This window comes from Halobacillus sp. ABH2_015, from assembly GCF_056158945.1.
Genome location: NZ_JBSWUG010000002.1, coordinates 1,054,751 through 1,081,178 on the forward strand (window position 1 = coordinate 1,054,751; position 26,428 = coordinate 1,081,178).

Below are 26,428 nucleotides of genomic sequence, written 5' to 3' on the forward strand. Positions count from 1 at the left end.
CCATAATAGGAGGCTTCAAGGCTGTCGAGAAAGCTTTCGACAGCATTTTTAAGTTTGGATACTGTTAAAGCTTGTTGATGATATCCGAAGAATGCGAATGAGCGTTCTATTATAATAACTTTAGATTTTCTACTTTCATGATGTAACCATTGTATCTTGTTCCCGGATTTGGATATATACCTTGAAACTGAGTCTTCAAGAAACGGGCAGGTTTTTGGAAGACTCAGTTTCGAGATAATAGGTGGGAATGGATGATTTTTGAAACTTTAAAGTGGGCAGTTCGTAATTTATTATAGGGGGTTTTTAAGGTGAGTAATAAATATGTTAAATATTCAATCCTTGCTGGTATGGTTACTTTTGCTTTATGTTTAATCATTTTCTTTGCGATTGACTCTCCCTCCCCATATATTGCAGGACTTATTGTAGGCTTTATGATATTTGAAATAAGTTTTCATCACTTATTCGGTAAGGAAAAGGAGAAACGAGAGTTGATGTGACGAGTAATAAGCTGCTTTCTTACGGATAAGGGGTCGATTGTTCAATATAATGTTTGCTTTCAACATTAATGATGTTTAATAAAATCGAAGCTTAGATAAAGGGGGAAACGTTTTGGAAAGGAAAACTATGAACTTCGTAAAATTTTTATTAGGGGTAGTAGTAGGAATTGCAATTTATGAAGTGGTAAAAGGATTATTTTTTTAAGTGATAACTATGATGTGTAGTTAAATAATAAATGATAACCTTGGATTTTTATCTTTACACCCTTGGAGTTATCATAAAAGTTCGCGGAACGAGTCGTTTGGACCCAATTGGAAGGAAATCCACTGCTAAAAGATGCAACAGATGAAATTGAAGAAAACTTTTTACTTGAACCGGAACCTTTGTACTTATAAGAGAAGTCGATATACATTGTATTTGGAAGCCAGATTTTGAAAACAGAATACGTGCTCCACTTAATTCTTGCTGAACCGCTCTTCGTACTCGCATCTGGGTTATCCATATCATCAACCGATGGGATTGGATCATCCGCTGTTTCTTCTTTATTATCATATACTAATACTGCATCGTCACCCTCATAGCCCTTATCTACCTCCATACCTTCAAGAGCTTTTTCAAATTCCTCCAGAGTATCGAAATTCATAACCGGAGTTCCTTCAGGTAACTCGCTCGCAGTTATAATTTCCAAGTCCTCATTACTTGAATCTATCCTTTTCATTTCCTCGATGAGTTGTCTAGTCTTAGTGTTTGAGGAGGTGGCTGAAACTTGAGACCCCAATGTTCCCATAAGCATGAAGGCAACCAGTAACAATAGTCCTATTTTCTTTTTCACAGTGTTCTTCCTCTCCAATTTATCTTCCAAATAAGTATAATTGGAATATAATAGAATAAGCAATCATTATTTTACATTATTTTGAAACTGTGGGGGTAAAACAAAATGATTTATGAAAACAAAAAGAAATTTTTTTACGGTGGTGCATTGATACTTACGCTGTTTCTCTCCTTTTTGCCATACATAGGGATTGAAAGGGAGGTACCATATTACTTCTTTGGGTTTCCACTTAACTGGTTCAAATACTATGGGAGCGGTGATTTTGGCTTTGAAATTTTTGCGCTTATTTTGAACTACGCGATAATAGTCATTGGCTTATTTCTTATCATTCGGATTGTCAAGACGATTAAAAAATAATATACGCAATTCTTTCCAATAATAGGTGTGTTACTTAAAGTGTGTTTCAATTTACCTCGAATTCGTGTCTTAAGTTAACGGGGGCGTTTATATAATAAAGAATCCCCACTAATAGAAGGAGCAAACCAATAATTGGTTTGCTCTTTTTGTATATCTGATTTTATTATAACATTTTTGTTTTTAAAATTTCAGGCTATATTTTTCAGAATAAATTGATAACCTTGTTATAGACTTATTAGGAGGTTTTTGGATGATTGACTATAGAATAAAGAGCGTTGAAAATTTTTCAGGAAAAATAGGGGAACTAGTGTCTGTGTTAGAACACACAAGAGCAGTTACGTTACAAGAAGTTAAGGGTTTAAGCCAGGATGCCTTAGATTTTTTTGCGGATGAGAGTTCAAATACAATAGGGAGCCTTTTATTACATATAGCTTCTATCGAGTTTGTCCATCAAATAATTTCATTTGAAGAACGTGATATAAACAATGATGAACTACAAAAGTGGCAAGCTGCCTTAGAACTTGGACCAACAGCTAGAAAACAAATAAGAAAAAAGGATCTAGAGTATTATCTTAATGAGCTAGCTGGAGTTAGAGAACGGTCTCTATATAAATTAAGGGGTTATCCAGATGAGTGGTTATTTGAAGAAAAACAGTGGGACAACGGTACACTTTACAATAATTACTACCTTTGGTTCCATGTCTTAGAGGACGAAATTAATCATCGAGGACAAATTAGGTTATTAAAGAGATTAATTTCTGATAATAGAAATAATAATTCCCCCAATCTTAGATAATCTATAGGTAACAATTTTAAGCCAACATATCCATTGATATTATCTTGATATCGAGTCTTACGTTAACGGGGGCGATTCTCCAATAGAGGTTTTTGTCCTTTATTACATATGCACAAGGAATATCGGGGCATTTAGCTATTTAACTGACGGACCAGAAGAGTTTTAGAAGACACACAAGTTATTAAGAGGAGGTTTTTGATATGAAGAAGGTAAAGACCAAAAGTTTTTTTATAGTATCAGCCATTGCTTTTCTACTACTGACAGTCGCTGTTTTTTTGAACTATAACTCCCTCGAATACACCAAGAAAGCCTGTTTTGATAACAATAAAACTCCAAAGATTGAGCAAGATTTTCTAGCATTTAATTGGTCTGTTTCTTGTGAATGATTGATTTTTGCATGTTCCATTAACGGGGGCGTTTGCTCAATAGAGTGTTTACCCTAAAATATAAATTTAGTTGTATTTAGATTTATAACTAAAGGAGCAGTGGGGTTACTAAATTTTATCAATTAAATTTTTTTCTTTATGAATGAACTAGGGGAAACTAGAGAGGGTGGTTCTCTTGAATATTAAATTACGCAAAGCTATATTTTTTACTGGAGCAATTTTAATGGCAATTGGCATAGTATTGAACTTTGTTAAAGATGTACCAGTGTCTTTTTCCTACTCAACACTAATACTCATAGTTGGAGGGATTTTAGTGACTGGCGCAAGAGTTTATAAGTCAAGTGAGAATAAATAATTGGTTTTATTCATTATATATGTTCTATAGCTCATGGGTGAGTTTGTTAATTAATAACACAAAATATCTCGAAATCAAGTTTTGTAGAAACGGGGGCGATTGTTCAATTAGAACAATCGCTTCTTTTTGGTTAACGGGCAGATTAATAGAAGAATTGGAGTCGATATAATACCAAATCTTTTATGCTAAAACTATTAGATATTCCATACGTCTCTGGTCCTATACATTTTTATGTCCAGGGTCAGACGAAATATCATTCCAACCTATGTTACATTCTTATCAGCAATAAATCATGATGGAGTTGAAAGATAATGAGAAAGAGTTTATACATTCTAATAGGAATTATCGTCCTGCTAGGAGCATTGATTGCATGGTTCAGCCGTGGAGGAAGTGATACAGTATATAAAGAAGCCCCTGTGTCAAAACAATCAGCCGCCTATGAACCGGAAGTTCTCTGGCCAAAGAGTGACGAAGATAAAAAGATTGCCGGGGAGGCGAGTGGCGTCGCAGTAAGCAGTAAAGGAGATATTTACTACTTACATCGGGGCAGTTCTGAATATGGCGGTGAAAGTCTAATCAAGGAACCGGCACTTATCGTCATAGATGGAGATACAAAAAAAGTTAAAGCCCGCTGGGGAAAGAATATATTTGCATCTCCTCATGGCCTCGAGATTGATCATGAAGACAATGTGTGGATTACGGATATCATCCAAAACAAAGTGTACAAGTTTACAGCAGACGGTCGTTTACAGGCTACATTTGGTGATGATTATCCATTTTATATGGAACCTGCTTTACGAATACGGAATGTGCTGCACAATTTTCCGACCGGAATCACGAAATATACGTTTGCGAGGCCTACGGATGTAACTGTCATGAATGATGGGTCTTTTGTTGTCAGCGATGGTTACCGTAATCGACGAATTGTAAAATTTGGTGCTAATGGACAATTCTTGTGGGAAAAGAATAACTTGGGGGACCGTCCTGGTGAATTTAATCTTCCCCATGGAATTTCTCACGATCAGAAAGGGAATTTATATGTAGCGGACAGAAACAATGCACGAATTCAGGTGTTTTCACAGGATGGTGAATTCCTGAATGAGTGGGGTCAGCAGGAGCTGGGACGCCCTTTCGGTGTAGAAGTTGGGGATAACGGTAACGTCTATGTAGCAGATGGCGGAAATGCTCTTTATCCAAAAGGTGGAATAGGTTCTCATCAAATATTGGTCGTGAATCAAAGCGGTAAGATTATCAATCGGTTTGGTAGTTGGGGTTCCAAGGATGGAGAATTGAAAATCCCTCATGATATCGCCGTGAATCAAGAGGGGGATATCTTTGTGGCAGAACTCGAGAATCATCGGTTGCAGATGTATAAGGAAAAATAGATAAACATGAAGAAGGTCGTGTGCTTAGCAGTCCTTCTTTTTTTAAAGGTAATAAAAAGGCTAGCAATATTTTTAGAGTGATTAAAAAGATGCTTTTATTTTGAAATCGAGTATTAAACAAACGGGGACAATTCTTAAATAGATTAAATAAAGCTAAGGAGGAAGGTTCTCTCTTGGAATTCGCTACTGAAAGGTTAACAATCAGACCATTTAAAATGACTGACTTACAAGATGTATTTAACATCTACAATAACGAGGAGACATGCAGGTATCTACTGCACGAAAAATGGACATGTGAAAACATGCAGGAGTTATTTCAGAAGAAATTGGAGAACTGTTCTCTTACTAAAGAAACTGGCTTAAGTCTGGCAGTAGTGGACAGTACAAGCGTGATCGGTGATTTATCTATATGGTTTACAGGGGTTAAAGATACGGTTGAAATTGGCTATAGCTTTTCTGATCAAAATTCAGGTAAGGGATATGCAACAGAGGCAGTTAGTCAATTAGTGAAGTATTTATTCGAAGAAGTGAAAGTGCATCGGATCCAAGCCACCTTGGATGCAAGGAATTTAGCCTCTCAAAAGCTGTGTGAACGAATAGGCATGAGAAAAGAAGCGCACTTCAAACAGGATTACTGGAGCAAAGGTGAGTGGACAGACAGTATAGTATATGGAATGCTGGTTGAGGATTTGGAAAAGGAAGACAACAATTGAACTTCAAAGAACGGGGGCTTTTCCGCAATAACTTTTTGACAGTATAAAAACAACCAAAAAATGGTTGTTTTTTTACGGTTTAAATTAGTAGATTCCATATGTATTTTATTCCATCCCACAATGCTATACCTAAAATTACTGCGAATATAAGTTTGAAAATATCTTTCATCATGCACCTCCAGATAAGATTACATGTATTACGGGAAATTACTACTCTACGTTTCATTATATGGATTGATAATTTCAATTCACGAAAAAATAGCTACTTTTTTCATGTAAAGGGACAGTTAAATTAAGATAACGAACTAAAGAATATCTCGAAATCAAGTATCCAAGGAAAGGGGGCGTTTCTTGAACATTGGGGATCGCTTCCTTCTTATGTTAATTAGGATAGTTGAAGGCTTAAATTTGAGATGAAACATTATGTTACTATCCAAATTAGTAAGGTCTTGTATGGTGAGATAAAAGATTACTTGTCAGGAGGTATTGCAAAATGAAATTAACTCTAAGTCTAATAGGCTTATTTTTGATAGTGGTTATATCAATCTATAATATTTTTAACAGAGATCTTCCTAGTGCCCAGATATCTGCTTTTACCGTATTTGCTTTTACAGTAGGTGGATTAATTGGCATATATATAAGTTATATAAGAAAACAGTAAAACAAAACTTTACAATAAGAGCAGACGGTCCAATAAGGAGGCTGCTTATTTTAGATAGCTTTGATTCACTTTTATAATAAGGCTGTGGTGGCTTGAATATTGAATCGTTAAGTTTTAATTCAATCTTAAGTTATCTCAGTATTAAGTCTTATAAAAACGGGAACTTTAGTTGAATAATTACTTTCGTATATTGCCTTGACGGAGCAGGTTTGTTCAACAATAATAGCCTGCTTTTGTACTAATTAGGCGGGGAAGTGGAGAAATAAATATTGCAAGCTGTACTCTGAAGATATGGTACAGTTTTTTTGTTTGAAAAAAGGAGTTTTGATGTTCGGGAAGTAAAATGAACTTTACAAAAAGAATAATTGACTTTACAATAACAGAGGGAAAATTTAGGAGTGATGTTGATTGTTGATTAATCGCGTGAAAGAGTTAAGAGCAAGATACAACCTAACACAAGGAAATTTGGCTGAAAAGATTGGTGTAACCAGGCAAACGGTTGTTTCATTGGAAAAGGGAAGTTACGTTCCTTCATTACTTCTAGCTATGAATATTGCAGAAGTTTTCAATGAGCCGATAGAAAATATCTTTTATAAAGAAGGAGAAGAGTAATGAGGTTATATTTGACAATTATTATAAGGTCTTTACTTTATGTTTCACTAGGGATTATGGTTTATGAATCTGTTAGAGTTGAACAACAATTTGAGTTATTAGGAAGAGGATATATCGATGGGTTTTCCGTAAATATAGATAATATGGTGGGCCAAGTATTTATTGGCATCACGATAATAGTAGTCATTATGAATGTGATTCATTTACTTTTTATGGGGAAAAATAAACAAGCAAGAATGGAAGACTATATCTTACCTGAATATGATGCCTCAGATGAACGGTCGGTGGAGATAACTGGAAAAGCAGTACGTTTTGCATTTGCTTTTATATTGTTGTATTCATTTTTAATCCTCGGTTCATATATGTTCGTTCCAAACTATTTTCTAGATTTTGTTTGGTATCCTATGTTCACGACAGCTTCGATACCAATAGTAGGTCTAATCTTCTATTTAATCTCATTCAAAATTCTATATTCTCGTTAATGGGAGCCGATTGTACAATAGCCCTTTATTACATAAGCACAAGAATTAACAAGGCATTAAGCTATTTTTCTGATAAAGCAGGTGAATTTTTGATGGTACGGTTTTTTTAACTTCTGCCACTACACACCAAATTGTTTTAAATGGTGGTCAAGATGCTTGTAGGTTCCTTTTCCCCAATGTTCGGAAGTGAGTTTTCCGAAAAAAGGGTGTGGATGATCTGTGCAAGCCTCTGGTCCATTTTTTTGAAATATGATTATTTTTTGTTTCAGTTTTTCTTTTTCCATTTCAAAATCTTTTTTAGATGTAATTAAAATGGTTGGAATAGTCGACATATTGTGATCTAAAGGTTTGTCATTATAAAAGATAGGTTTTGCAAATCTACCTACTAATAACCCTAACCAACCACGTGGGGGAAAAGTATTTCCCATTGCGATATCTTGGAAAGAAGAGCAATGAGCTAACATTTGAGACACATCCAATTCTCCCCATTTTGGTTGTGAATTTACATTTAGTCGTTCGATACGATTTAATATATCCTCTGTATACGTGATTTCAAAAATATTTTTCATTAGAATACTCCTTTAGTTTTTATTTTAATCCAAAACTGCCCTCGAATATTTAATATATAGTACAACGTCAACGTTATTTAATCCTTTTATCTAATGGATGACTTAGTTAGAAATCTGCTTCAAGATATCCGGAATCACATCTTAACGTAAAAAGGATTTAGTTGAATAAGTCAAATACAAAAAGGACCTTTCATTAAATTGGAAGTTCCTTTTTGTAATAAAATCAACAGTGAACGTTAACAGTTCCTTCGTTTAAAAGTTAGAGAACATTCTGTTGGTCTGTATGGCTGTATAGGGGAGTAGAACAGGACTTTTGGAATACTTTATAAGCTCTTCAGTGTACGGTTTCATGAGCATTTATTCTATCAATCTCTTCATCCTATTGTATGATAAAGAGAGAAGAAAAGGAGGAAAGGCAATGGCATCCAGTAAACGTAACGCATCCGGCCCGTGGAGACCTTTTCTTTTTCTCCTTTTAGCGGCCGGTCTTGTTTATCTCATCGTACAGGAAGCTGGTGGTGGTGGAGTGATGAGCAGTATCGTCGAGGAGGAGACGGACCCGCTCTCAGACAGTGTCCGGCAGTATGAAGAGGAAGTGGAGAACTACGCAGCTGAAGAGGGGATTGCAGACCATTCGGATGTGCTGCTTGCCCTTATGATGCAGGAATCCGGCGGCCGAGGAGATGATCCGATGCAGGCGTCTGAGTCCTACTGCGGGGAAGTCGGGTGTATTGAGGATCCGGAAGTATCGATCCGGCAGGGCGTTTCCTACTTTGCCACAACGTTGGAAAAGGCAGATGGCGATGTCAAGCTTGCCCTGCAGGCCTACAACTTCGGGGCTGGCTTCATCGATTATGTCATGAACCGTGGCGGTGAATATACACAGGAACTGGCCATTTCTTTTTCAGCGGAAAAATATGAAGAGTTGAAGGATACGGGGGAATACAGCTGTATCCGGGAAGAAGCGGAGCAGTATGATGCCTGTTATGGGGATATCTATTATGTAGATGCTGTTCTCGATTATTATGAAGAAGAAGGTGGCGTATCATGAGTGCTTTTACAGCGATCACCTATGATGTCTGTCCGCACGAATCATTATTTGAAGCTATGAACCGTTATGAAATTGAAAAGGAAGAGGATATAGAGGCTGCTGCAGCCAGAGCGGCCGCGCAGGATGTGGCTCCTCTTGTCGAAGTCTATCAGACGCCGGCGGAAAAGGGAGCCGTTCCGCTGCTTTATCAGACATATACCTTCGAAGCCTACACATGCCGCTGTGGAGAACCCCGGGAATGAGAACGCATCCCGGGGTTTTTTGTGTGGAATATGATTGAAAATATTCAATTATTTTGAAATAATAAACGAAGTTTCATAGAAAGGGTGACGGTGGATGAAGGCAGCCGGATTGAACCATCTTCTTTATTCAGTCTCCGACCTGGAGCGCTCCATCCATTTTTATCAGGACATTTTCGGAGCGCGTCTGCTTGCGAAGGGGAGAACGACCGCTTACTTTGATCTTGCAGGGATATGGCTGGCCCTTAACGAAGAAAAGGATATACCGAGGCCTGAGCAGGCGTCCTACACCCATACCGCTTTTTCCATAGAGGAAAACGAACTCCCATCAATGGTCTTGAAGCTGGAGGACCGGGGTGTAAACATTTTGAGCGGAAGGGAAAGGGAAACCGGCGATCGGTCATCGGTCTATTTTACAGATCCTGATGGGCATAAATTCGAGTTTCATACCGGGACATTGGCGGACAGGATGGATCATTACAAAAAGACGAAGCCGCATATGGAATTTTATGATGACTGATCAGGAGGGGCAGGATGGGATACAACGGTTCATCTATTTATGACGAAAATGAATTTTTTGATGCTTTTTTACACCGGCGCAACCGCCATGATAGTCCGAATAATGCGATGGAAAAGCCGGCTTTTCTAAACATGGTGGGAGAGGTTCATGACCAGCGGGTGCTGGACCTCGGCTGTGGAGATGGATCCTTTGGCTTGGACCTTTGCAGGGCCGGCTGCCGGATCTATGAGGGAGTAGAAGGATCAGCAAACATGCTTAAGGCCGCACAGGAAAACCTGAAAGCCGTCCGTGCCCGTCTTCACCATACAATGGTGGAAGATTTTAGAATGGAACCGGAAGCCTATGATCTGATTACTTCAAGGATGGTGCTCCATTATATAGAAGAGGTGTCCGTTGTCTTCCGAAGCGTCTATCAAGGCCTGAAGCCCGGCGGCCGCTTTGTATTCAGTGTGCAGCATCCGCTTCTGACATCGACTACAGCGCCGTCTGACCAGCCTGGGGGGCGTACGAACTGGGTGGTGGATGATTATTTTCATAGAGGAGAGCGGAAGGAACATTGGATCGATCATGAGGTCATTAAACATCACCGCCCTGTAGAAGCATATGTTCAGGAACTTCTGGAGGCGGGATTCCAGATAACAGGACTGAAAGAAGGCTGCCCGGAGCCGGACGCTTTTCTTGAGAAAAAGGAATATGAACGGCGCATGAGGATTCCTCTGTTTCTTATTTTAGGTGGTGAAAAAGGGTGGATGTGACCTTTGTCCGACATGCGGAAGCTTGGCATACGGTGAATCCGCCGGAAAGTCTGCACCGCCGGCATCCCGCTTTAACTGGAGAAGGAATTCAACAGGCAGCAGAACTGCATAAGACACTTCCCCTCAGGAGCGGGGACTTTGTTTACATCAGTCCGACGGTCCGTACACTTGAGACGTTTCATTACTGGAATCACTCAGGAGAGGCAGAGGGAATGGTCACTCCTTGGGCAGGGCCACGGATTTTTCCGCAGAGACCGGGATGTAAAACGCTCCCTTGTGACGAAATAATATCTATCGAAGAAGTATCCGCTTCCTGTCTCCATGTGGATGAGAAATGTGAGCCTGAATTATGGGACCACGGCATCAATCATATGAATGATGAGGTATTCTTCGATTATGGTCGGCGGTTTCTCCATCGGTGCCGAAAATGGAAAAAAGGGAGAGTGTTTTTATTGTCCCATGATGGAACAATCACCTCGTTCAGGGAGATCCTGGAATCCCGTTCCCTTACAAGGAAAGATTTTTTGTTGGATGCTGGCTGGGTACATGTGCATGGATAAGGAGAATCTGCATGCTGATTAAATTAATCAAATGTAAAGTGAGTCCTGAAAAGAAACAGGCCTTTTCCGAAGCGCAGGCTTCATGGAGCCGGCTCAGGGATATACCCGGATTTTTAGGACAGGCCGGTGGCTGGAGCAAAAAGCATCCCTGCCGTGCTTTTATTCTTGCTTTCTGGGAGGACCGTCACTTTTACGACACCTTTATGAAGAACAACCATGATGAGGTATTTCATCAGTCAGGGCAGGATCAGATGTACGAGAAGCTGGACGTACAATGGTATGAACCGCTGTTTAACATCAAGGGCTCTGAGCCTGCCGGAATTTTTGGAGAGGGAGCCTTTCTGCGTCTGGCATTCACTCATGTGAAAAAGGAAAGAGTTCAGAGTTTCCTTGAGGTGCAGGAAAATGTTTGGAATCCTGGAATGGCTTCATCTCCGGGAATGACCGGCGGATTTTTCGCCGGGCATACAGAGAGTGAGAGCTGTTACCTTATTTTATCGAGCTGGGCGGATGAATCGTTTCACAGACGTTATCAATCGGATGTGTTTCCGAAACTTCTGACAAACGCTAAACCTGGAGATCTTGTGTCTACACTGACAGGAGACGGATGTGTCATCGAGGAAAGCTGGCGAGTGATGCCGGCTTTAATGGGACGGCATTCTTGAATGGAGGAGAATGAGGATGACTGATAGAAAAGGAAAAGTCGTAGGGTTTGAACTAAGCAGTCAACAGCCGGAAAAAGCGGCAGCCTTTTATAAGGGAGTGTTCGGCTGGGACGTCGGAGAGCCTTCCTGGGGGTATGCCCCGGTGTCAACCGGTCAGGAAAACGGGGTCTATGGCGGCATTTCAAAAGGAGGCGCTGATTTCCCGCACGGTGCACGCATCCAGGTCGAAGTGGCCTCCATTGATGAAACGATGGCTGAGGCGGAGCAGAGAGGCGCTCTCGTCGTAAAGGAGAAAATGGAATACGAGGATTTTTACCTCGCCTATCTCGTCGATCCGACTGGTATCGGCTTCGGACTTATTGAACAAAAGGTGCGCTCATCATGAGCCTGCATGCCCATCTATATCAGCAGGAAACAGAGCTGTTGACGGCCGGGGTGAGGTCTTCGAGAGAAGAACTCGACCGGCGGCTCGCCGATGACTTCCAGGAAATCTCCAGTACTGGTGCTGTCTTTGGAAAAGACCATGTGCTCGAACGTCTGCCGCAGGAAGAGGACCGCGGTCTGTCATGTGAACAGTTTCAAGTACAGCAGCTCGCCGAAGATGCTGCACTGACCACTTTCCTGCTTCATATCAAAGAGACAGGGAAAACGTCATGGCGGAGCTCCATTTGGAAAAAGTACGGAGACACGTGGAAGATGGTTCATCACCAAGGGACCCCGACTCCGAAATGAACGCACGCACAGGACTTGTTCCTGTGCTTTTTTTGTGCGTTTTTCCATGAACATATGGTTTGATCAATGATTTTCTGGAGGCAGCCAATCGTTTAGGAGTATCTCAACGAAATGGCAGATCTATCAACGAACAGGCTGATCCAGACATTTTCAGTTGTTTGCGCAGGGTGTGGGGAGGGGTAAGAGAAGAGTAGTTGAACTTGGGTGAAAGGAGATCATCATTATGCTATTCCGTGGTATTCATCCTTCCGAGCCCTCCAAAGCCTCTGTCGTTACAGTCATCATCGGCTTCTTTTTGATGGGTGCGGCGTTTTACGGCTTTATTGAGCTGGCGGAAGATGTGATGGAAGACGAAAAATTTGCGGTCGATCAGGCCGTGTCGAATATAACAGCATCGCTGTCCACCCCTGGACTTGATCAGTTCATGGGAACGGTGACGGAGCTTGGATCTGTCTGGTGGATCACGGCTGCTTCTGCTGTGACGCTGATTTATCTGGCTTTCTTTTCCAAAACGAGCCGGTGGCTGTGGGTGTTCTTCCTCGTCAATATGATCGGCATCAGTGCGTTAACAAAGGGCCTCAAACTGCTGTTTGAACGGCAGCGTCCGGAAGTGCTGGAGCAGTATGACGGTGTGGGCTACAGTTTTCCGAGTGGTCATTCGTCAGGAGCGATGGCTTTTTATGGGTTTTTGATTTATCTGGTCGTCATCAGCCCCCTTCATAAAAAATGGAAATGGACGATCAATGTTTTTTTATCAGCGGTCATCGTTCTTATCGCTGTAAGCCGGACGTTTATCGGGGTGCACTATTTCACTGATATCGCTGCAGGTCTCGCGCTTGGTCTCGGCTGGCTGCTGATCTGTATGGCCGCGCTGGAAATGATGATGTGGCGCCGGCGCAGAAACCATCAAGCCTCTGAAAAACAAACGATGTCGTCCTGATGGAAACGTCCGGCTCTTCAAAAGAAGGGGCGGACGTTTTTTTATTCGCGACCCAAATATTGCCATCCTGGTGTTACAATGGATGGGATAGGAGGGAGAGCGATGGGGAAATATGCCGATCAGCTGAAAGATGAATACTTCCACGAGAGGCTGAATCGATTGCGAAGTGAAGGCTACATCGATGAAGCGACTTATACATATGTGAAAAAACAAGATCAACACTATAAGGAAGCCGTGGCCGCAAGGATCGAGCGTCAGGAAGCTTCCGAACCCGTTAATAAGGAAAGTCCTATGCCGGCTGAACCGGTAAAGAAGGTGAAAAAGCAGAAGTCACCGGAAGAGGTAAGGGAGCGGAACATTACGTGGTCCTTGATCCTCGGAGTAGCCCTGCTGCTTATGACAGGGGTGATTCTTGCAACGAGTCAATGGGATCAGATGGGGCCCGGGGCGAAGCTCACGGCCATCATTGGAGTATCCCTCTTCTTCTTTGCGCTCAGTTACGGGACGAAAAGGGTGCTTGGCATTGAAAAAACGGCTTTCGCCTTTTTGACACTCGGCAGTTTATTGATTCCGGTAGCCATTCTTGCAGCCGGTTATTTTGAACTGTTTGGCAGCTATTTTTCGTTGGACGGAGAAGGGTGCTACATCCTGGGGGTGTCAGGAACGCTGGTCCCACTGCCTTTGTATATCCGCCATGCCATGGTTTACCGCTCGCGGCTGTATGTGTGGATATCGCTGGTTTTCATGAGCATGACCACGGCGTTTGCGGCCGGTGCGCTGCCTGTCGGTACAGATGGGTTTTACCTCATCGTCATGGTCTACAACGCTGCTCTGCTTGGAGGATATATCTGTTTTAGAAAACAAAAGCGCTGGCAGCTGTTTACGAGAGAACTACCATTATATACCCAGCTGCATCTTGTCTTATCGACTCTGTTCATGCTCTTCTTTTTTGAAGAGGAGGTCTTTTACAGCTTTAACCTGCTGCTTACAGCGGCCATGTATATGGCGATGGTATTTATCTACGGGACGAAGGAATATCAATTCGTCTTTTCCGCAATGCTCGCCTATGCTGTCTATCAGCTCGTTGAACACTCGCCGCTGCAGCACATTGAAGAGGTGATATTTCCCGCGGCAGGTCTGCTTTATGTAGGTTTTGCCTATGCCGTGAAGCAGCAGAGCTTTGTCAAAAAGATGTTCCACTATACGAGTGGTGTCGTTTCCATTTGTGCTTTTATCTATATTACGTTCCAGAGTCTGCAGCTCCGTGCTGAACAGGATTCCTGGCTGCTTCTGGCTGCGTATCTGATCATCATGATCAACTACCTGCTGCTTGCTGTTGTTTCAGGACGTGCCATTTTCAAGTATATGGCTCCGGTTTTTTATATAATCAGTGCCGCTCAGCTCTGGTCACTGATTGGCAGTGGACCGATGTATCTGTTTGTCTATACTGCCGCTGCGCTTCTCTGCCTGTACCCGGGCGTTTGGGGAGAAGGACGCTGGCTGCAGCCGGTTAAGTTCAGCAGCTTTTACATAAGCCTGCTGGCCATGGCTGCTTGTATTACGCTGACTTGGACGATGGAGGCCTATGGTCATCTATCGCTTCAGTTTCTCGTGAGCTCAGCGCTCGCCGTGGCCGTCTATAAAAAGGGGGCTGAACAGGATTGGCGATGGACGGCCCAGTGGTTTCATCCCGCAGCCCTCTTGACTTCCATGATTCTCATCTACCAGCCGATGACAGACCGGCTTCCGGCGTATGGAGATGGTTTTGGATATTCGTTTCATTTGGCGTGTTCCGGGCTGCTTCTGTTAGCCGGAGCAGGCGGTTGGCGGCTCTTGAAGGAAAAACCATTGGAGATCAAGATGTTTTACATCGGGCAGGGCACCTATATCGCAGCCATGGCTCTGCTGCTTGTCGATCCGCTCGTGGATCAGATATTTGTCCGCCCGCTGTTATTGTTTATCGGTTTATTCGTCACGTACGGTTTGACAGTTTATGGATCGAAGGCGTCCCTTTGGATTTTTCCGGCCTTAACGACAGCGGGTTTTTACTTGTCGCTCATCAAACCCCTGCCGCTTCCCGGATTTGACGGAGCGCTCGTCTACAGTCTGTTTGCACCGGTATGGCTGCTTGTCCTAGCAGAAAAAGGGAAAGCGCTCGGGCTCCGTCCGTCCTTTTACGTGCTGGCTCATGGTATGCTTCCGGTCATCATCGGGTTGATGTGGCTGACGACGCTTGGAACAGAGGGCGTTCATCCCCTGTTTTTCCTTGTCCCTCTTGGTGTGTACAGCTGGAGCTCCTGGCGGGAAGAACGAGAGATTGGCCGGCGGTTGATGCTTTATGCAGCTGCCTTCCTTGTCTATGTTTTGATTTACACGCTTACAGAGCAGTGGGGTCTTTGGACGCTGATCCCGGGCGAATATGCATTTATGATGAGCACGGTTATTCTCGGGTTCGTCTGGACCTTTTTGTCTCAGCCATGGAAAAAACGCCTGGACTGGTTTTTGATTCCATTTTCCATTCTTGGTCTTGCGCTGATCATGAGCCGCAGCGGCCTTATGGCTTCCTGGGAAATTGCGCCTATGTGCGCATACGTCATCATCACGCTTGTATTGATTCATCTCCGCCGCTGGTGGTATGTCCTGTTCCTGCCGCTGCTTCTCACGCTGTTGATGTGGGAGAACATCGGACAGATTTGGGGCAGGGACGTATGGATTCCGGTTCTTGCATCTGCGGCTGTGCTCGTGTACGGGGCAGGTTGGTACCTGTTCCGTTCTCTCATCGCTTCCAGACAGAAAGTCGATGCCTATGCGTTCACCGCCCTGCTTTATATCGGTTTTCTTACGATCTATACGGCAGCCTACGGGAACGCATGGGTGGAAGTCCTGCCGCTGCTTCTCACAGGCTCGTGGATGATGGTATCCGCTTCAAGGTGGAACCGTCCCTTGTTTGATAAGGTGTCCTACACAATCGGGAGCGTCTGTTTTTACATGGCGTATCTTTGGATCCTTGTTGACTATGATGCCTACGTTCCTGATCTATTGGAAGCTGAACTGTATACCCTGCCGCTGCTGTTCGTCCTTTATCTGTTACGAAAACGAACGTGGCACGAGTACAGGGTGGCCATGAGTCACGTGCAGTCCGGGCTCCTTCTTTTCATTGCGGCCTATCTTGTGAGCGATGCGATCATCAGTCATACGCTCTGGGATGCGTGGATCATTGGCGGTTTATCCGTCGTGTCCATGTTGGCGGGGATGCAGCTGAAGATTAAATCGTACTTTTTTACAGGAATGGGTGTGCTCATTTTCAATGTCATCTACCAGACGAAGCCCTACTGGGGCCGGGCACCGTGGTGGGTGTACCTGTTGACGGCAGGGGTGTTATTGATCGCGACGGCCAGTTACAACGAATGGCAGAAGCAGCAGTCCGGTAAAGGAAAGCCTGTGGAACGGAAACTTAAAAAATTGTGGCTCTCGCTTAAACAATGGGATTAGCACGCTTTTAGGCTTCTGTCATACGATGGGGAGAAAAAGGAGGGTCTCGATGATGCATCATCCGTCTCATAGGTCTCCCCGAACCGGAGGACAGAAGCAGGGAGCGAAGGATTTCTGCCATCAGCACCTTTATCAAATGATCCAGATCGAAAATCATGATGGTTCCGTTCATGCCGGCATTCTGCACAGCTTCGACGACGAACAGCTGTATTTGCTCAAGCCTGCCGGTCAGCAGCAGATGCCGCAGAGCCAGGGCAGTGCTGACAGCCGTTTGTTCTTCCCGTTTTTCGGTCCTTTCGGTTTATTCGGCTTTCCGTTCTGGGGCATCCGCCGTTTCGGTCCCTTTTACCCTTACTACTGGTATTGAACGGGCCGCCTCGTTTACGTATATCATTTAACCCGTCCCAGGATAAGAGGAGAGGACGGGTTTTTGTGTGAGTGCTTCTGGATGCACATCCATCATCCGGCCATCCTGTCTGGTTCATCCCTGGAATAGATGGTCAGGCGGTTTGTCTGAATGAATCCGCCGATGATCAGGAGGATTCCAAGCGTGGAAAACAACCATCCTCCACCGAAAAAGGAAAGCATGAGGCCGCCTGTGAATGGACCAGCGGACCTGGAGAAATCCCAGTGCAGGCCGAACAAGGCGAAATATCTTCCTTTATGAGCCTGCGGGGCGATTGTGCTGATGAACGTCTGCATCGGATTGAGCACCAGAACAGCCCCAATACACAACAACAGCTGTGATACAATAAGTCCAACGAAATGAGTGGAAAACGCAAAACCAAAAGCAGCCGCTGTATAAAACAGCCATCCGGTCTGGATGACCCGTATCCGCGGCCATTTTTCCGCCCAATGGACAAGCAGGACTTCAAAGCAGATAAAGAAGAGCGTGCCGGACATCTGCAGGACTGAAAACGTCCAGAGATAATGTTCCATATTCTCTTTCAAGTAAATCGGCCAGTTCGTTTCCATCTGGGCATGAAACAGACTGATCGGCAGCATGCTGCAGGCAAGGAAGGCTGGTTTTTTATAGGGGACAGGCTTCCGCTCTGAAACTTCTGTAAGGACACCGGTCCATGACTCCGGCAGCCACAGCCAGACGATCAAGGCATAGATGGAGGTGAGCACGGCCAGCAGAGCGAACAATAACGGTGGATGCCAGCTGAAAAGCACCGTTCCAACAGCAGGTCCGGCCAGGGCGCCGATATTTGAACCTGTCTCCAGCAGCGCAAACGTCCGTGTTTGTTTCTCCAAAGGAACCGTTTCTGATATCTGCGCCCTGGCCGCAGGGATGTAGACAAACCGCCCAAGGCCATTCAAAAAAGCACAGACGGCAAACGTCCATACATCTGCAGCCACGATAAATCCAACCATCGCCGCTAGTTGAAACACCAGAGAACCTAAAAGCACTGGTCTTCGGCCGAAGCGGTCGATCCACCTGCTGAAAAGCAGTGTGAAAAGAATTTCCGTGAAGGGCTGGATGCCAATGACCAAAGCAGTCAGACTGAGGTTTTCGTCGAATCGGTCATACATATACAGAGTTAAAAACGGAAGTAAAAGGATGGAGATAAAGGATAGGAGCGCATGCCCGCCGGTCTGAATCATTATCGTCCGTGTTTCCATTACTAAGACCCCTTTCCTTAGGAAGTAAACCTATTGTATTGGAAAGAAGGAAGGGCGGACGTGGCGGTTCTTGCGGTTATATCAGCAAATCTTGCTCAATAAAGGAAGATGCAGCATGGAAATGAGGCTCGATCTCGAGCATACCGGAGTGTTACTATTCGATTTACAGCAGGGGGAGGCGGATGAAGCGCACCCTCACGACCATTACCAGATCAGTATTCCCATGTCCCGGAGCATCGCCGTCCGCCATAACGGTACGCATCTGCATCTGGATGCGGAAAAAGCACTGATTGTGCCTCCTGGTGATGTCCATCAGCATGAAGCTTCAGGGGGAGGGATGATTATGCTGATCAGCTTTAACGAGACTGTTGTCCGGAAGGTCCTGGAGGGGCGGCTTGGACAAAGTGTCTCCCCCGTAGATTTTTCAGCACTCCAGACCGTTCCCGCTGCAGTCGTGAAGGAAGCAGAAAAACAGATGCAGACAGCGGCTTTTCAAGGAATCGATCAGGTACTGTCCAACGAGGAAGCTTTTACAGAAACCATCCTCACCCATATAGAGGGCTCTCACACAAACTTATGGCAGCAGGCAGCAGCCGATCATCTTCACAGTCCAGAAGGGATTGCTGCCCAGGTACAGGCCTTTGTAAATGAACATTTCAGGGAGGATCTGACGCTGGATGTGATCGCCTTTCAAATGAATATGAGCAAATACCATCTTCACCGGGTGTTCGTGAAACAGACGGGTCGGACGCCAAGAGCGTACATTCATGAGATCCGGCTGGAGGAAGCGGCAAGACAGCTGATGAATCCGGGACGTGATATTATGACAACGGCCTTTGATGTGGGGTATCAGTCCCTCAGTACGTTTTCCAGGGCCTTTAAAGCCCGTTTTGGTGTAACGGCAAAGGTGTATGCCGATCAACATCGGTGAAGGGGAGCTGTTCTTTTTCAATGGCGAACGAACGTTTTCCGTCCAAAGTTGTAGAAAAAGTTCCGTCATTTCCCGGAGTCCGATTTTTCCTTTCAGAGATAAGATAAGAGCAAGGAGGAATCGAAATGAACATAACAGTGATTAGTGGAACACCAAGAAAGCAGGGACGGACAAGGCAGGCAGCCACAAAGGTGGCGGAGAAGCTTCAGGCTTCGCTGATTGATTTGAGTGAAGAGCAGCTGCCTTTATTTGATGGTACAAAACAGCAGGAGCATCACCCGGCTGTCATGAAATTCAAAAAAACCGCAGCGGAAACGGATGCGTTTGTCTGGGTATCTCCGGAATATCATAACGGGATGAGCGGAGCCTTGAAAAATGCGCTCGAATTTCTGGATGGGTCCCATTTCAAAGGGAAACCAACCCTTCTGTTTTCTGTCTGTGGCGGAGGAAAAGGCGGTATAAATGCGGTCAACCAGATGAGGACGGTCGGCCGGGGCTTGTATGCCCTGATACTTCCGCAGCAGATGGTCTTCGACCCGGAGGATTTCGATGCGGAGGGCGGATTAAAGAAAGGAACGGAGGACCGGCTGGACAGCGTCCTTGCTGAGCTTCACCAATACCTTCCCGTAACAAACTGATGGAAACGGAGGAAAAGGATGCGTGCGTTTGACCGTGTGGAAGAATTAACAATCATGAAAGGGATCGCGGAAACTTTGAATCTTTGTAACGACATGCATGAAATGCTCCAGGCCGTCCTTGAAAAGCTGTTGGAGCTGACCCATTTGGAAGCGGGCTGGATCTTTCTCGTTGATGAGGAGCCGCATTATACGCTGATTGCCGATTACGGTCTGCCGCCGGCGCTTTCCAGAGAGGAAAAAGCGCCGATGTGTTCGGGGGACTGCCACTGCCTGCACCGGTATTGGAACGGCAAGCTGACAGAGCCGGTCAATATCATCGAATGCAAGCGGATCACAGAAGCTGTGAAAAACAAACGTGGAGACACGGAGGGAATCTCCCACCATGCGACGATTCCCCTTGGCGACGGGACGGAATTCTTCGGGATATTGAATATCGCAGCCCCTTATAAGGAACATTTTTCAGAGGAAGAACTGACCTTGATGCAGTCCGTCGCCTATCAGATCGGAACCGCCATCAAGCGGACGAGGCTGTATCATGAGGAACAGAAAAGAGCAGAGCTTTATGAAAAGCTGAATAAGGTGGTTCGTTCCATCAACAAGGAAGAAGACATCCCTGGCATATGTCAGACCACAGTTACGAAAGGAATGGCTCATTTTGGCTGGCAGGCGGCAGCCATGTACGTGAAGAACAACCATGTGTACATAAAACAAGCGTCAAGCGGCGGGGAATTCTCGGAAGAGATTATGCAGATTCCAGAAAAAAACAGAGAATCAGAGGCCATCCATCCCATCACCATAAAGGACGAGACCGTGGGGCTGCTTCATACGGTCTCAGGCAGCAGACAGCCTTTTCAGAGCAGAGACACTGAAGTCCAACAGGCCCTCGTCCGGAATATGGCTCTTGCAGCTGAGAGTCTGAACCTTCAGAAAGAACGCCGGGAGCTTTTGCTGCATGAAGAAAGGAAGCGCCTTGCCAGAGATCTGCACGATTCAGTCAATCAAAAGCTTTTTTCCCTTTCTTTAACCGCCCGTGGAGTAAAAGAAATGATTCCAAATGACCAACAGGACCTCCGGGAGATGCTGGAGGACATGCTGCTGCTTTCTCAGGAGTCCCAGAAGGAAATGCGGTCGCTGATCTGGCAGCTCCGTCCGGTCGGGGTTGAAGAAGGATTGAGTGCAGCTTTGAAAAAATATGCCGACCATCTCGGCATCACGCTGGATATCGATATGGAGCAGGTTCCGGACTGGTCGGGAAATGCGGAGGAGGCATTATGGCGGATCGGCCAGGAAGCCCTCAATAATATTAAGAAACACACCAACGAGACCACCGCTGCCGTCCACTTTTATGAAACAAAAACAGGGGCAGGTATGGTGCTATCCGATTGTGGTCCTGGAATCGATGATCATGAAGATGTCGAGGGCCGTACCCTTGGATTGACGAGTATGAGAGAGCGGGCCGAACTGGCCGGCGGTTCGTTTTCCATTCAAAGTGTGAAGGGACGGGGCACAGAAGTACGAGTATTTCTCCCTCATAAGGGAAACCGAAAGGAGCGGATGGAATGAGTATACGGGTGATGCTCGTCGATGATCATTTAATCGTTCTGCGCGGACTGAAGTTCTTTTTGAATACCCAGCAGGATATCGAAGTGGTGGGAGAAGCGGAAAATGGCCGGACGGCATTGGAAAAAATGGAGAAGTGTTCTCCTGATGTCATCCTGATGGATTTGATGATGCCGGTGATGGACGGGGTAGAGGCGTCTAAGGAGATTCTTCAACGGTATCCAGAAGCGAAAATCGTCGTTCTGACCAGTTATTCCGATCAGGACCACGTCATCCCCGCCCTTCAGGCAGGCGCGTCAGGGTATCAGCTGAAGGACGTAGACCCGGATGAGCTCGTCCGGACCATCCGCGCCGCTCACCGAGGTGAAAAACTGCTCCACCCGAAAGCGACCCAGCTGCTTTTAACGGAAATGAACCAGAATCAAACAGGACGGGCTCCTGATGCTCCGTTCAAGCTGACGAAACGGGAAAAAGATGTACTCTATCAAATTACCCTTGGAAAGAGCAATAAGGAAATAGCTGCTGCTTTGTTCATCACAGAGAAAACGGTGAAAACGCATGTGAGTCATCTATTAAGCAAGCTCGACGTCCATGACCGCACCCAGGCGGCCATCTATGCGATGAAGGAAAAAATGTTCGAAGAATCCAGCAGCTGATTGAACGGTTCTCCTTGGAAAGGAGGAATCTTCTTTTTGGAGTCGAATGTAAATAAATAGCATACCCAAAAGGAGGAGAAGCCTGTGAGCCGTCTGGTACATTTTGAAATTCATGTGGATGATATGGAGAGGGCGAAGGAATTTTACAGCCGTGTCTTTGGCTGGACGTACGAGGATTACAGTGAATATGCAGGGATGCCTTATTTCGGAGCTGTGACCGGGGATGCTTCTACTCCAGGCATCAACGGGGCCCTGATGCAGCGTCAGGGACCGGCCCCTGAAAAAGGACAGGCAGTCAACAGCTTTGTCTGTACGATGAGTGTCGAGAATTTCGACCGCACCGAAGCTTTGATCAAAGAGCAGGGGGGCACCGTCGCTATGCCGAAATATGCACTGCCTGGTATGGCCTGGCAGGGATATTTCCATGACACGGAGGGCAACCTTATCGGCATTCACGAACCGGACGAAAAAGCGCAGTGAAAAAAGCCCGCCCTTATGTACCAATAAGGGCGGGCTTTCTTCCTGCATTATTTCCGGCGTTTTAGGATTAAAACGAAGGCGGTAAGGATGGGGATCCCGAATTGGAAGGGAATATGAAGGGCATAAGGGACGACCTTCAGTCCGATCTGCAAGTGCTGGATCAGGTTTTCAGAAGCAATCATCGACATGACGCCAATCAGGAAGATGAGAACAAAGCTGTGCCAGAGCTTTGTTTTTTTCATAGGAAACGATTCCTTGAAAAGGCTGAAGGCTGCATAGGCAAAGATAAATACTTTGATAAATACGCCGCTCAGAAGTAAAAGAGTGGTGAAAATCTCAAGGTGTTCAATAAAGGAAAAATAAGTGACAAGCTCCATCGCCTTAGCAAAAGGAAAGAAATACTGTTCTGCCATCGGTGCATGCAGGATGCCGATGACAAGCTCCATCGTGATGATAATGATAAAGCCAGCTGCTGAAATAGGGACCCAGGCGTAGCGTTTCACTGTTTCTTTATTTTTTACCAAGGAAAACAGAACGGTGAATACGATCAACTCTCCATAGGGAAAGCTGATACCCGTAGGGAAAATCATGGAGAGCAGGACAGACCAATCCTGATCGAATAACGGAAGCAGGTAGATGGGATCGAATTCTTCGGATAAGAACCCAAGGCCCCATAACATAACCAAAAGCATTATCGTAAAGAAAACAAGAATTTCTGCACTACGGGCGACAGCTTCGATCCCTAAGACCGTCGAGTAACCGATGACCATCAGAAACGGGATCATAATGACCCACGGGAGAGAGTGGGGAACGTATCGGGCATGCCGGCTTGGTACCCCAACAGGTTGACGGAAAAGAAGAGGTGGAAATCGGTTATTGGATCATCAACGAGTTCCAAGGACGGGGATATGCAAAGGAAGCGGCTGGATTATTGCTGAGCTATGGCAGGAAGCACAGGAGTGAGAAAAGGTATATCTCCCTTATACAGCCGGGCAATACAGCATCCGCACATATCGCCCGTTCGATCGGCATGCATAAGTCTAAAGAGATGTTTATGAAAGAGGGAGAGGTAGACGTGTATATGATCACTATAAAATAAAGGAGAGAACCAGTCTCCTTTTTATAATGTCAATACTCGCTCTACTTAGATATAGTATAACTACACTGTCAAAAGTATTTGACATTATGATTGGGTTTTATTACCATTTAAGTGTAAAATACTTTTGACAGTCAGCTGAAGAAAAAAGGTGGGAACGATTTGAAAAACAAGATTAAGCCGTTAAGAGAAAAGCTTGGGGTTTCCCAGGGAAGACTTGCCGATCTGTGTAATGTCAGCCGTCAAACGATCAATGCGATAGAAAATAACAAGTATGACCCCACCTTGAAACTGGCATTTAATATCGCAAAACAGCTAGGAACCACTGTTGATCAGGTATTTAAACCATAACCGTAGAAGGGGACGTGTAAGATGAGTGTATTTTTAACAAACTTAGTTATTCCGTTTATCTGGCTTGGTATTGTTGGGGTGTTGTCCGGCAGTCGAGAATTTATCTTCAAGCCTAAAGAAGATGAACGAAAACAGTGGATTAAACAAAAAGCAGTGATACAAAGCTGGTCAACAATCATTCTGTTCATGCTTGCAAATTTTCTCTTTGAATTCTTTAATGTGGGAGATCCCCGCTTGGAGGGCATAAAAACAAATTATCCTGAGTTGTTTTATTTAACGATATTATTCCTGAGTTATTGTGTATTTTATTTTATCAACAGCAGGAAGGTAAGTGCATAGAAGTCTGCCGGCAACGAACGATGTATTTAAATGAGGTGATTTTATAAAAAACATCATTGAATTTTTGTCCAGCTTTTTATTTGTTACAGGATGGTTCATCACAGCTGCTGCTGTCTGTTACCTCATTCCAGCCCTGATTCTAGTAGGATCTTTCCTGCTCCTCTCTATTTCGACTATTTTATTGGGAATGCTCTTCGTTTGGGCTTCTAAACAGGTATAGATAATGATCGACACTTACATAAGGTTGAGGAACAAAAGGCTGATGCCGAACAAACCATTTACCGCAAATCCATCAATCCCACCCGATAATCTCACTCCAGAAAAAAATGACTGGCGACAGATACATCAAGGATTGATCACGGTGACTATGCTGGATTTTTATCCGCTGATCTATCAGTGGAAATAACAGCAATAAGAGGAAAGAGCCCACATTGGTTTAGTAATTCAAATACATAGGTTTGACTCAAAGGGGGGGCGTTTCGTGAAGGGAATCGTTAGAGCAATAGATGGGAATATCGAGCAAGTGGATAAAAGAATGGACAACCTCTTAACTTTTATCGGGATCTTTGTAGTATTTATCGTTTCTAAAGTGTTTGATACGTCACTGATTTTCTTCATGTTCCTTATTATGGGTTTACTCTTCCTAAGGCTGGTCTGGGATATCATTCACTTAAATTTAAGAGAACAAAAGCGTTACAGGCAGACGTTGAGTATCGCTGTGATGTTCCTGTTTTTGGCCGTTATTATATGGTTTGTTGTAAGGATACTACTGCCTTACCCATTGGGAATTCTTTATTCATGAACAAAAAAGGGTATCAGCTTGGTCCGTGTTTAACGACTCTCATCATAACGATGACGCTTATTCAATAATTGATGTGATAGAGGAGAGATGTTGTTCCAGATGTTGTTATATCCTTCCCATTAGATGAAAACGACAAAGAAGGGCGCCTGGTTAAGGCTGCCCTTCCTTTTCGTTAAACCATCCAGCTGCGTTCGATTTAATATGTAAATCGCGCTGGGGAAATGGAATTTCAATATCTTCACGGCTGAACGCTGCGTAAATGCTGAAGTTCAGCTCACTTTTGATCGGGATCAAATCCTCCGGTTTAGATATCCAGACGAACAGCTCAAAGTCGAGCGAGGAATCGCCAAAGCCTTTAAAGTTTACGAAAGGCTTCGGATCATTGAGGACATACGCATTCGCTTCGTGAGCGTCCGCGGCTACCTGCAGAAGAGCGTTCTTCACGTTTTCCACATCGGAACCATAGGCGACACCAACTGGAATGGTTAACCGAAGGCGTGGGTCGGAAAAGGAACGGTTGACTACTTTTTCTTCTAGAAAATACGAGTTCGGAATGATGATATGCTCATTTTCTAACGTGCGTACGATCGTCGCCCGCATGCTGATCCGCTGGACATCACCAACCACATCATCAATGAGGACCCGGTCTCCTACTTTGATCGGCCGTTCGAAAAGAAGAATCAGTCCGGAAATAAAGTTGGAGGCAATGTTCTGCATCCCGAAACCAATCCCGACGCCGAGCACTCCGGCAAAAACGGCAAGGGCGCTGAGATCAATACCGACCGTTGTCAAACTGATATAAAACGCAATCACCATGATGACATAATGGATGACACGTTCCATAGTGAAACGGGTGCCTTTATCCAGTTGATGCCGGTCATAAAAGAACGGAAAGATGTACCTGTTCAAAATCCGGGAAATCCGGAAGGCGAACGTCAGAATCAGAAGCGCTACGATAATGAGAAAAAGGGTGACATCCACACTTTCTATAGGGATGAGCTCGTAGAACAGCCATTTGGAATCGGCAAAATAAAAAATGATAAAGACGAGAATCCCGTTGTAGGAAAACCAGTTGATTAAAGATAGAAAAGCTTTTTCTGCCCGCGGACGGCTTGAAAACAGACGTTTCACAAGTCCTGTTAATATCCATCGAAGCAGGATAACGGCGGTTAGGAAAAGGATGACGGCTAAAATATCCTCCCACGACCAACTTCTCCAAGAGTCCAAAAAACCACCTCACTTGTCACGTGTGTTTGTTCATCCTACTATGTCTTTTACCCTCCGTCAAAAAAGCTAAGCTCAGGCGTGATTCTTTTCCAGAATTCTCTCTAATTTGACATCCGGCCGCC

32 protein-coding genes and 1 pseudogene are annotated in these 26,428 nt (G+C 44.6%); 28 read left to right on the forward strand and 5 right to left on the reverse strand.

From position 1 onward, the window contains the following. The first annotated feature begins 308 nt into the window (after positions 1 to 308). Positions 309 to 497, forward strand: coding sequence for a hypothetical protein (locus ACXAD6_RS05420; RefSeq protein ID WP_474967975.1), 189 nt, complete (start codon positions 309 to 311; stop codon positions 495 to 497). Between the two features lie 212 nt (positions 498 to 709). Here ACXAD6_RS05420 and ACXAD6_RS05425 read toward each other — a convergent pair whose 3' ends face one another. Then, on the reverse strand, positions 710 to 1,360 hold the full coding sequence (locus ACXAD6_RS05425) for a hypothetical protein (protein ID WP_474967976.1): 651 nt from the start codon (positions 1,358 to 1,360) through the stop codon (positions 710 to 712). A 577-nt stretch (positions 1,361 to 1,937) separates the two neighbouring features. On the opposite strand from ACXAD6_RS05425, the gene ACXAD6_RS05430 reads away from it, so the two are divergent. The 7 genes from ACXAD6_RS05430 to ACXAD6_RS05460 all read left to right on the forward strand — a co-directional run bounded on the left by ACXAD6_RS05430 (position 1,938) and on the right by ACXAD6_RS05460 (position 7,077). Next, positions 1,938 to 2,483, forward strand: a complete 546-nt coding sequence (locus ACXAD6_RS05430; protein ID WP_474967977.1) for a DinB family protein — start codon at positions 1,938 to 1,940, stop codon at positions 2,481 to 2,483. Positions 2,484 to 2,683: 200 nt separating this feature from the next. Then, positions 2,684 to 2,869, forward strand: a complete 186-nt coding sequence (locus ACXAD6_RS05435) for a hypothetical protein (RefSeq protein ID WP_474967978.1) — start codon at positions 2,684 to 2,686, stop codon at positions 2,867 to 2,869. A 175-nt stretch (positions 2,870 to 3,044) separates the two neighbouring features. Next, positions 3,045 to 3,224: a hypothetical protein gene (locus ACXAD6_RS05440; protein ID WP_474967979.1), complete on the forward strand. Its 180-nt coding sequence runs from the start codon at positions 3,045 to 3,047 to the stop codon at positions 3,222 to 3,224. A gap of 311 nt (positions 3,225 to 3,535) precedes the next feature. Next, positions 3,536 to 4,609 (forward strand): peptidyl-alpha-hydroxyglycine alpha-amidating lyase family protein, encoded by a 1,074-nt coding sequence (locus ACXAD6_RS05445; RefSeq protein WP_160842210.1) that lies wholly within the window; start codon positions 3,536 to 3,538, stop codon positions 4,607 to 4,609. Between the two features lie 173 nt (positions 4,610 to 4,782). After that, entirely contained in the window at positions 4,783 to 5,322 is a 540-nt protein-coding gene (locus ACXAD6_RS05450; protein WP_474967980.1) for a GNAT family N-acetyltransferase, read from the forward strand. Positions 5,323 to 6,391: 1,069 nt separating this feature from the next. Next, entirely contained in the window at positions 6,392 to 6,595 is a 204-nt protein-coding gene (locus ACXAD6_RS05455; RefSeq protein WP_160835229.1) for a helix-turn-helix transcriptional regulator, read from the forward strand. Then, complete coding sequence (locus ACXAD6_RS05460) at positions 6,595 to 7,077, forward strand: hypothetical protein (protein ID WP_474967981.1); 483 nt, start codon at positions 6,595 to 6,597, stop codon at positions 7,075 to 7,077. The genes ACXAD6_RS05455 and ACXAD6_RS05460 overlap by 1 nt, the downstream gene beginning before the upstream one ends. Positions 7,078 to 7,196: 119 nt before the next feature. Here the strand turns inward: ACXAD6_RS05460 and ACXAD6_RS05465 are convergent, their stop codons facing one another. Beyond that, on the reverse strand, positions 7,197 to 7,646 hold the full coding sequence (locus ACXAD6_RS05465) for a DUF1569 domain-containing protein (protein WP_474967982.1): 450 nt from the start codon (positions 7,644 to 7,646) through the stop codon (positions 7,197 to 7,199). Positions 7,647 to 8,064: 418 nt separating this feature from the next. Here ACXAD6_RS05465 and ACXAD6_RS05470 point away from each other — a divergent pair, with 418 nt between their 5' ends. The 11 genes from ACXAD6_RS05470 (at position 8,065) to ACXAD6_RS05520 (ending at position 16,967) form a co-directional block, all read left to right on the forward strand. Then, the gene (locus ACXAD6_RS05470) at positions 8,065 to 8,697 is read left to right on the forward strand and encodes a lysozyme family protein (protein WP_474967983.1); all 633 of its coding nucleotides are present in this window, start codon (positions 8,065 to 8,067) and stop codon (positions 8,695 to 8,697) included. Next, positions 8,694 to 8,939, forward strand: a complete 246-nt coding sequence (locus ACXAD6_RS05475; RefSeq protein ID WP_474967984.1) for a hypothetical protein — start codon at positions 8,694 to 8,696, stop codon at positions 8,937 to 8,939. The genes ACXAD6_RS05470 and ACXAD6_RS05475 overlap by 4 nt, the downstream gene beginning before the upstream one ends. 94 nt (positions 8,940 to 9,033) lie before the next feature. After that, the gene (gene fosB / locus ACXAD6_RS05480) at positions 9,034 to 9,456 is read left to right on the forward strand and encodes a metallothiol transferase FosB (RefSeq protein ID WP_474967985.1); all 423 of its coding nucleotides are present in this window, start codon (positions 9,034 to 9,036) and stop codon (positions 9,454 to 9,456) included. Between the two features lie 14 nt (positions 9,457 to 9,470). Then, the gene (locus ACXAD6_RS05485; protein ID WP_474967986.1) at positions 9,471 to 10,211 is read left to right on the forward strand and encodes a class I SAM-dependent DNA methyltransferase; all 741 of its coding nucleotides are present in this window, start codon (positions 9,471 to 9,473) and stop codon (positions 10,209 to 10,211) included. After that, on the forward strand, positions 10,202 to 10,771 hold the full coding sequence (locus tag ACXAD6_RS05490) for a histidine phosphatase family protein (protein WP_474967987.1): 570 nt from the start codon (positions 10,202 to 10,204) through the stop codon (positions 10,769 to 10,771). The genes ACXAD6_RS05485 and ACXAD6_RS05490 overlap by 10 nt, the downstream gene beginning before the upstream one ends. 11 nt (positions 10,772 to 10,782) lie before the next feature. Continuing rightward, entirely contained in the window at positions 10,783 to 11,436 is a 654-nt protein-coding gene (locus tag ACXAD6_RS05495) for a YdbC family protein (RefSeq protein ID WP_474967988.1), read from the forward strand. Positions 11,437 to 11,452: 16 nt separating this feature from the next. Beyond that, a complete protein-coding gene (locus ACXAD6_RS05500) occupies positions 11,453 to 11,821 on the forward strand; it encodes a VOC family protein (RefSeq protein ID WP_474967989.1) in 369 nt (122 codons plus the stop codon). Next, the gene (locus ACXAD6_RS05505) at positions 11,818 to 12,168 is read left to right on the forward strand and encodes a nuclear transport factor 2 family protein (RefSeq protein ID WP_474967990.1); all 351 of its coding nucleotides are present in this window, start codon (positions 11,818 to 11,820) and stop codon (positions 12,166 to 12,168) included. Before ACXAD6_RS05500 ends, ACXAD6_RS05505 begins: the two co-directional genes overlap by 4 nt. Positions 12,169 to 12,391: 223 nt before the next feature. Next, entirely contained in the window at positions 12,392 to 13,108 is a 717-nt protein-coding gene (locus ACXAD6_RS05510) for a phosphatase PAP2 family protein (RefSeq protein WP_474967991.1), read from the forward strand. Positions 13,109 to 13,210: 102 nt separating this feature from the next. After that, complete coding sequence (locus ACXAD6_RS05515) at positions 13,211 to 16,600, forward strand: SCO7613 C-terminal domain-containing membrane protein (protein ID WP_474967992.1); 3,390 nt, start codon at positions 13,211 to 13,213, stop codon at positions 16,598 to 16,600. Between the two features lie 49 nt (positions 16,601 to 16,649). After that, on the forward strand, positions 16,650 to 16,967 hold the full coding sequence (locus ACXAD6_RS05520) for a hypothetical protein (protein WP_474967993.1): 318 nt from the start codon (positions 16,650 to 16,652) through the stop codon (positions 16,965 to 16,967). Between the two features lie 92 nt (positions 16,968 to 17,059). Here ACXAD6_RS05520 and ACXAD6_RS05525 read toward each other — a convergent pair whose 3' ends face one another. Further along, on the reverse strand, positions 17,060 to 18,226 hold the full coding sequence (locus ACXAD6_RS05525) for an MDR family MFS transporter (RefSeq protein ID WP_474967994.1): 1,167 nt from the start codon (positions 18,224 to 18,226) through the stop codon (positions 17,060 to 17,062). 115 nt (positions 18,227 to 18,341) lie between these two features. On the opposite strand from ACXAD6_RS05525, the gene ACXAD6_RS05530 reads away from it, so the two are divergent. The 5 genes from ACXAD6_RS05530 (at position 18,342) to ACXAD6_RS05550 (ending at position 22,491) form a co-directional block, all read left to right on the forward strand. Beyond that, on the forward strand, positions 18,342 to 19,157 hold the full coding sequence (locus ACXAD6_RS05530; RefSeq protein WP_474967995.1) for a helix-turn-helix domain-containing protein: 816 nt from the start codon (positions 18,342 to 18,344) through the stop codon (positions 19,155 to 19,157). A 125-nt stretch (positions 19,158 to 19,282) separates the two neighbouring features. Further along, on the forward strand, positions 19,283 to 19,795 hold the full coding sequence (locus ACXAD6_RS05535; RefSeq protein WP_474967996.1) for an NADPH-dependent FMN reductase: 513 nt from the start codon (positions 19,283 to 19,285) through the stop codon (positions 19,793 to 19,795). Positions 19,796 to 19,813: 18 nt separating this feature from the next. After that, positions 19,814 to 21,358 carry a GAF domain-containing sensor histidine kinase gene (locus ACXAD6_RS05540; protein ID WP_474967997.1) on the forward strand — a complete coding sequence of 515 codons (1,545 nt, stop codon included), beginning with the start codon at positions 19,814 to 19,816 and terminating at the stop codon, positions 21,356 to 21,358. Next, positions 21,355 to 22,011, forward strand: coding sequence for a response regulator (locus ACXAD6_RS05545; protein ID WP_474967998.1), 657 nt, complete (start codon positions 21,355 to 21,357; stop codon positions 22,009 to 22,011). Before ACXAD6_RS05540 ends, ACXAD6_RS05545 begins: the two co-directional genes overlap by 4 nt. An 84-nt stretch (positions 22,012 to 22,095) precedes the next feature. Then, positions 22,096 to 22,491: a VOC family protein gene (locus ACXAD6_RS05550; protein WP_474967999.1), complete on the forward strand. Its 396-nt coding sequence runs from the start codon at positions 22,096 to 22,098 to the stop codon at positions 22,489 to 22,491. A 47-nt stretch (positions 22,492 to 22,538) separates the two neighbouring features. Here the strand turns inward: ACXAD6_RS05550 and ACXAD6_RS05555 are convergent, their stop codons facing one another. Beyond that, positions 22,539 to 23,276: a GerAB/ArcD/ProY family transporter gene (locus ACXAD6_RS05555; RefSeq protein WP_474968000.1), complete on the reverse strand. Its 738-nt coding sequence runs from the start codon at positions 23,274 to 23,276 to the stop codon at positions 22,539 to 22,541. A gap of 26 nt (positions 23,277 to 23,302) precedes the next feature. Here ACXAD6_RS05555 and ACXAD6_RS05560 point away from each other — a divergent pair. The 4 genes and pseudogenes from ACXAD6_RS05560 to ACXAD6_RS05575 all read left to right on the forward strand — a co-directional run. After that, positions 23,303 to 23,590: pseudogene (locus ACXAD6_RS05560) on the forward strand (GNAT family N-acetyltransferase); the annotation flags it as partial. A 159-nt stretch (positions 23,591 to 23,749) separates the two neighbouring features. Then, positions 23,750 to 23,938, forward strand: a complete 189-nt coding sequence (locus ACXAD6_RS05565) for a helix-turn-helix transcriptional regulator (RefSeq protein ID WP_027953680.1) — start codon at positions 23,750 to 23,752, stop codon at positions 23,936 to 23,938. 21 nt (positions 23,939 to 23,959) lie between these two features. Further along, on the forward strand, positions 23,960 to 24,277 hold the full coding sequence (locus ACXAD6_RS05570) for a hypothetical protein (protein ID WP_474968001.1): 318 nt from the start codon (positions 23,960 to 23,962) through the stop codon (positions 24,275 to 24,277). Positions 24,278 to 24,758: 481 nt separating this feature from the next. Continuing rightward, the gene (locus ACXAD6_RS05575) at positions 24,759 to 25,079 is read left to right on the forward strand and encodes a hypothetical protein (protein WP_474968002.1); all 321 of its coding nucleotides are present in this window, start codon (positions 24,759 to 24,761) and stop codon (positions 25,077 to 25,079) included. Positions 25,080 to 25,229: 150 nt separating this feature from the next. Here the strand turns inward: ACXAD6_RS05575 and ACXAD6_RS05580 are convergent, their stop codons facing one another. Next, positions 25,230 to 26,306: a mechanosensitive ion channel family protein gene (locus tag ACXAD6_RS05580; RefSeq protein ID WP_474968003.1), complete on the reverse strand. Its 1,077-nt coding sequence runs from the start codon at positions 26,304 to 26,306 to the stop codon at positions 25,230 to 25,232. Positions 26,307 to 26,428 lie beyond the last annotated feature (122 nt).

Excerpts from the sequence above, each read along its gene's own strand:
- ACXAD6_RS05475 (WP_474967984.1), top strand. The coding sequence starts at position 8,694 with ATGAGTGCTTTTACAGCGATCACCTATGATGTCTGTCCGCACGAATCA.
- ACXAD6_RS05495 (WP_474967988.1), top strand. The coding sequence starts at position 10,783 with ATGCTGATTAAATTAATCAAATGTAAAGTGAGTCCTGAAAAGAAACAG.
- ACXAD6_RS05535 (WP_474967996.1), top strand. The coding sequence starts at position 19,283 with ATGAACATAACAGTGATTAGTGGAACACCAAGAAAGCAGGGACGGACA.
- ACXAD6_RS05545 (WP_474967998.1), top strand. The coding sequence starts at position 21,355 with ATGAGTATACGGGTGATGCTCGTCGATGATCATTTAATCGTTCTGCGC.
- ACXAD6_RS05525 (WP_474967994.1), bottom strand. The coding sequence starts at position 18,226 with ATGGAAACACGGACGATAATGATTCAGACCGGCGGGCATGCGCTCCTA.
- ACXAD6_RS05540 (WP_474967997.1), top strand. The coding sequence starts at position 19,814 with ATGCGTGCGTTTGACCGTGTGGAAGAATTAACAATCATGAAAGGGATC.
- ACXAD6_RS05445 (WP_160842210.1), top strand. The coding sequence starts at position 3,536 with ATGAGAAAGAGTTTATACATTCTAATAGGAATTATCGTCCTGCTAGGA.
- ACXAD6_RS05555 (WP_474968000.1), bottom strand. The coding sequence starts at position 23,276 with ATGATCCCGTTTCTGATGGTCATCGGTTACTCGACGGTCTTAGGGATC.
- ACXAD6_RS05430 (WP_474967977.1), top strand. The coding sequence starts at position 1,938 with ATGATTGACTATAGAATAAAGAGCGTTGAAAATTTTTCAGGAAAAATA.
- ACXAD6_RS05510 (WP_474967991.1), top strand. The coding sequence starts at position 12,392 with ATGCTATTCCGTGGTATTCATCCTTCCGAGCCCTCCAAAGCCTCTGTC.
- ACXAD6_RS05460 (WP_474967981.1), top strand. The coding sequence starts at position 6,595 with ATGAGGTTATATTTGACAATTATTATAAGGTCTTTACTTTATGTTTCA.
- ACXAD6_RS05505 (WP_474967990.1), top strand. The coding sequence starts at position 11,818 with ATGAGCCTGCATGCCCATCTATATCAGCAGGAAACAGAGCTGTTGACG.
- ACXAD6_RS05530 (WP_474967995.1), top strand. The coding sequence starts at position 18,342 with ATGGAAATGAGGCTCGATCTCGAGCATACCGGAGTGTTACTATTCGAT.
- ACXAD6_RS05470 (WP_474967983.1), top strand. The coding sequence starts at position 8,065 with ATGGCATCCAGTAAACGTAACGCATCCGGCCCGTGGAGACCTTTTCTT.
- fosB (WP_474967985.1), top strand. The coding sequence starts at position 9,034 with ATGAAGGCAGCCGGATTGAACCATCTTCTTTATTCAGTCTCCGACCTG.
- ACXAD6_RS05485 (WP_474967986.1), top strand. The coding sequence starts at position 9,471 with ATGGGATACAACGGTTCATCTATTTATGACGAAAATGAATTTTTTGAT.
- ACXAD6_RS05435 (WP_474967978.1), top strand. The coding sequence starts at position 2,684 with ATGAAGAAGGTAAAGACCAAAAGTTTTTTTATAGTATCAGCCATTGCT.
- ACXAD6_RS05500 (WP_474967989.1), top strand. The coding sequence starts at position 11,453 with ATGACTGATAGAAAAGGAAAAGTCGTAGGGTTTGAACTAAGCAGTCAA.
- ACXAD6_RS05515 (WP_474967992.1), top strand. The coding sequence starts at position 13,211 with ATGGGGAAATATGCCGATCAGCTGAAAGATGAATACTTCCACGAGAGG.
- ACXAD6_RS05520 (WP_474967993.1), top strand. The coding sequence starts at position 16,650 with ATGATGCATCATCCGTCTCATAGGTCTCCCCGAACCGGAGGACAGAAG.
- ACXAD6_RS05570 (WP_474968001.1), top strand. The coding sequence starts at position 23,960 with ATGAGTGTATTTTTAACAAACTTAGTTATTCCGTTTATCTGGCTTGGT.
- ACXAD6_RS05465 (WP_474967982.1), bottom strand. The coding sequence starts at position 7,646 with ATGAAAAATATTTTTGAAATCACGTATACAGAGGATATATTAAATCGT.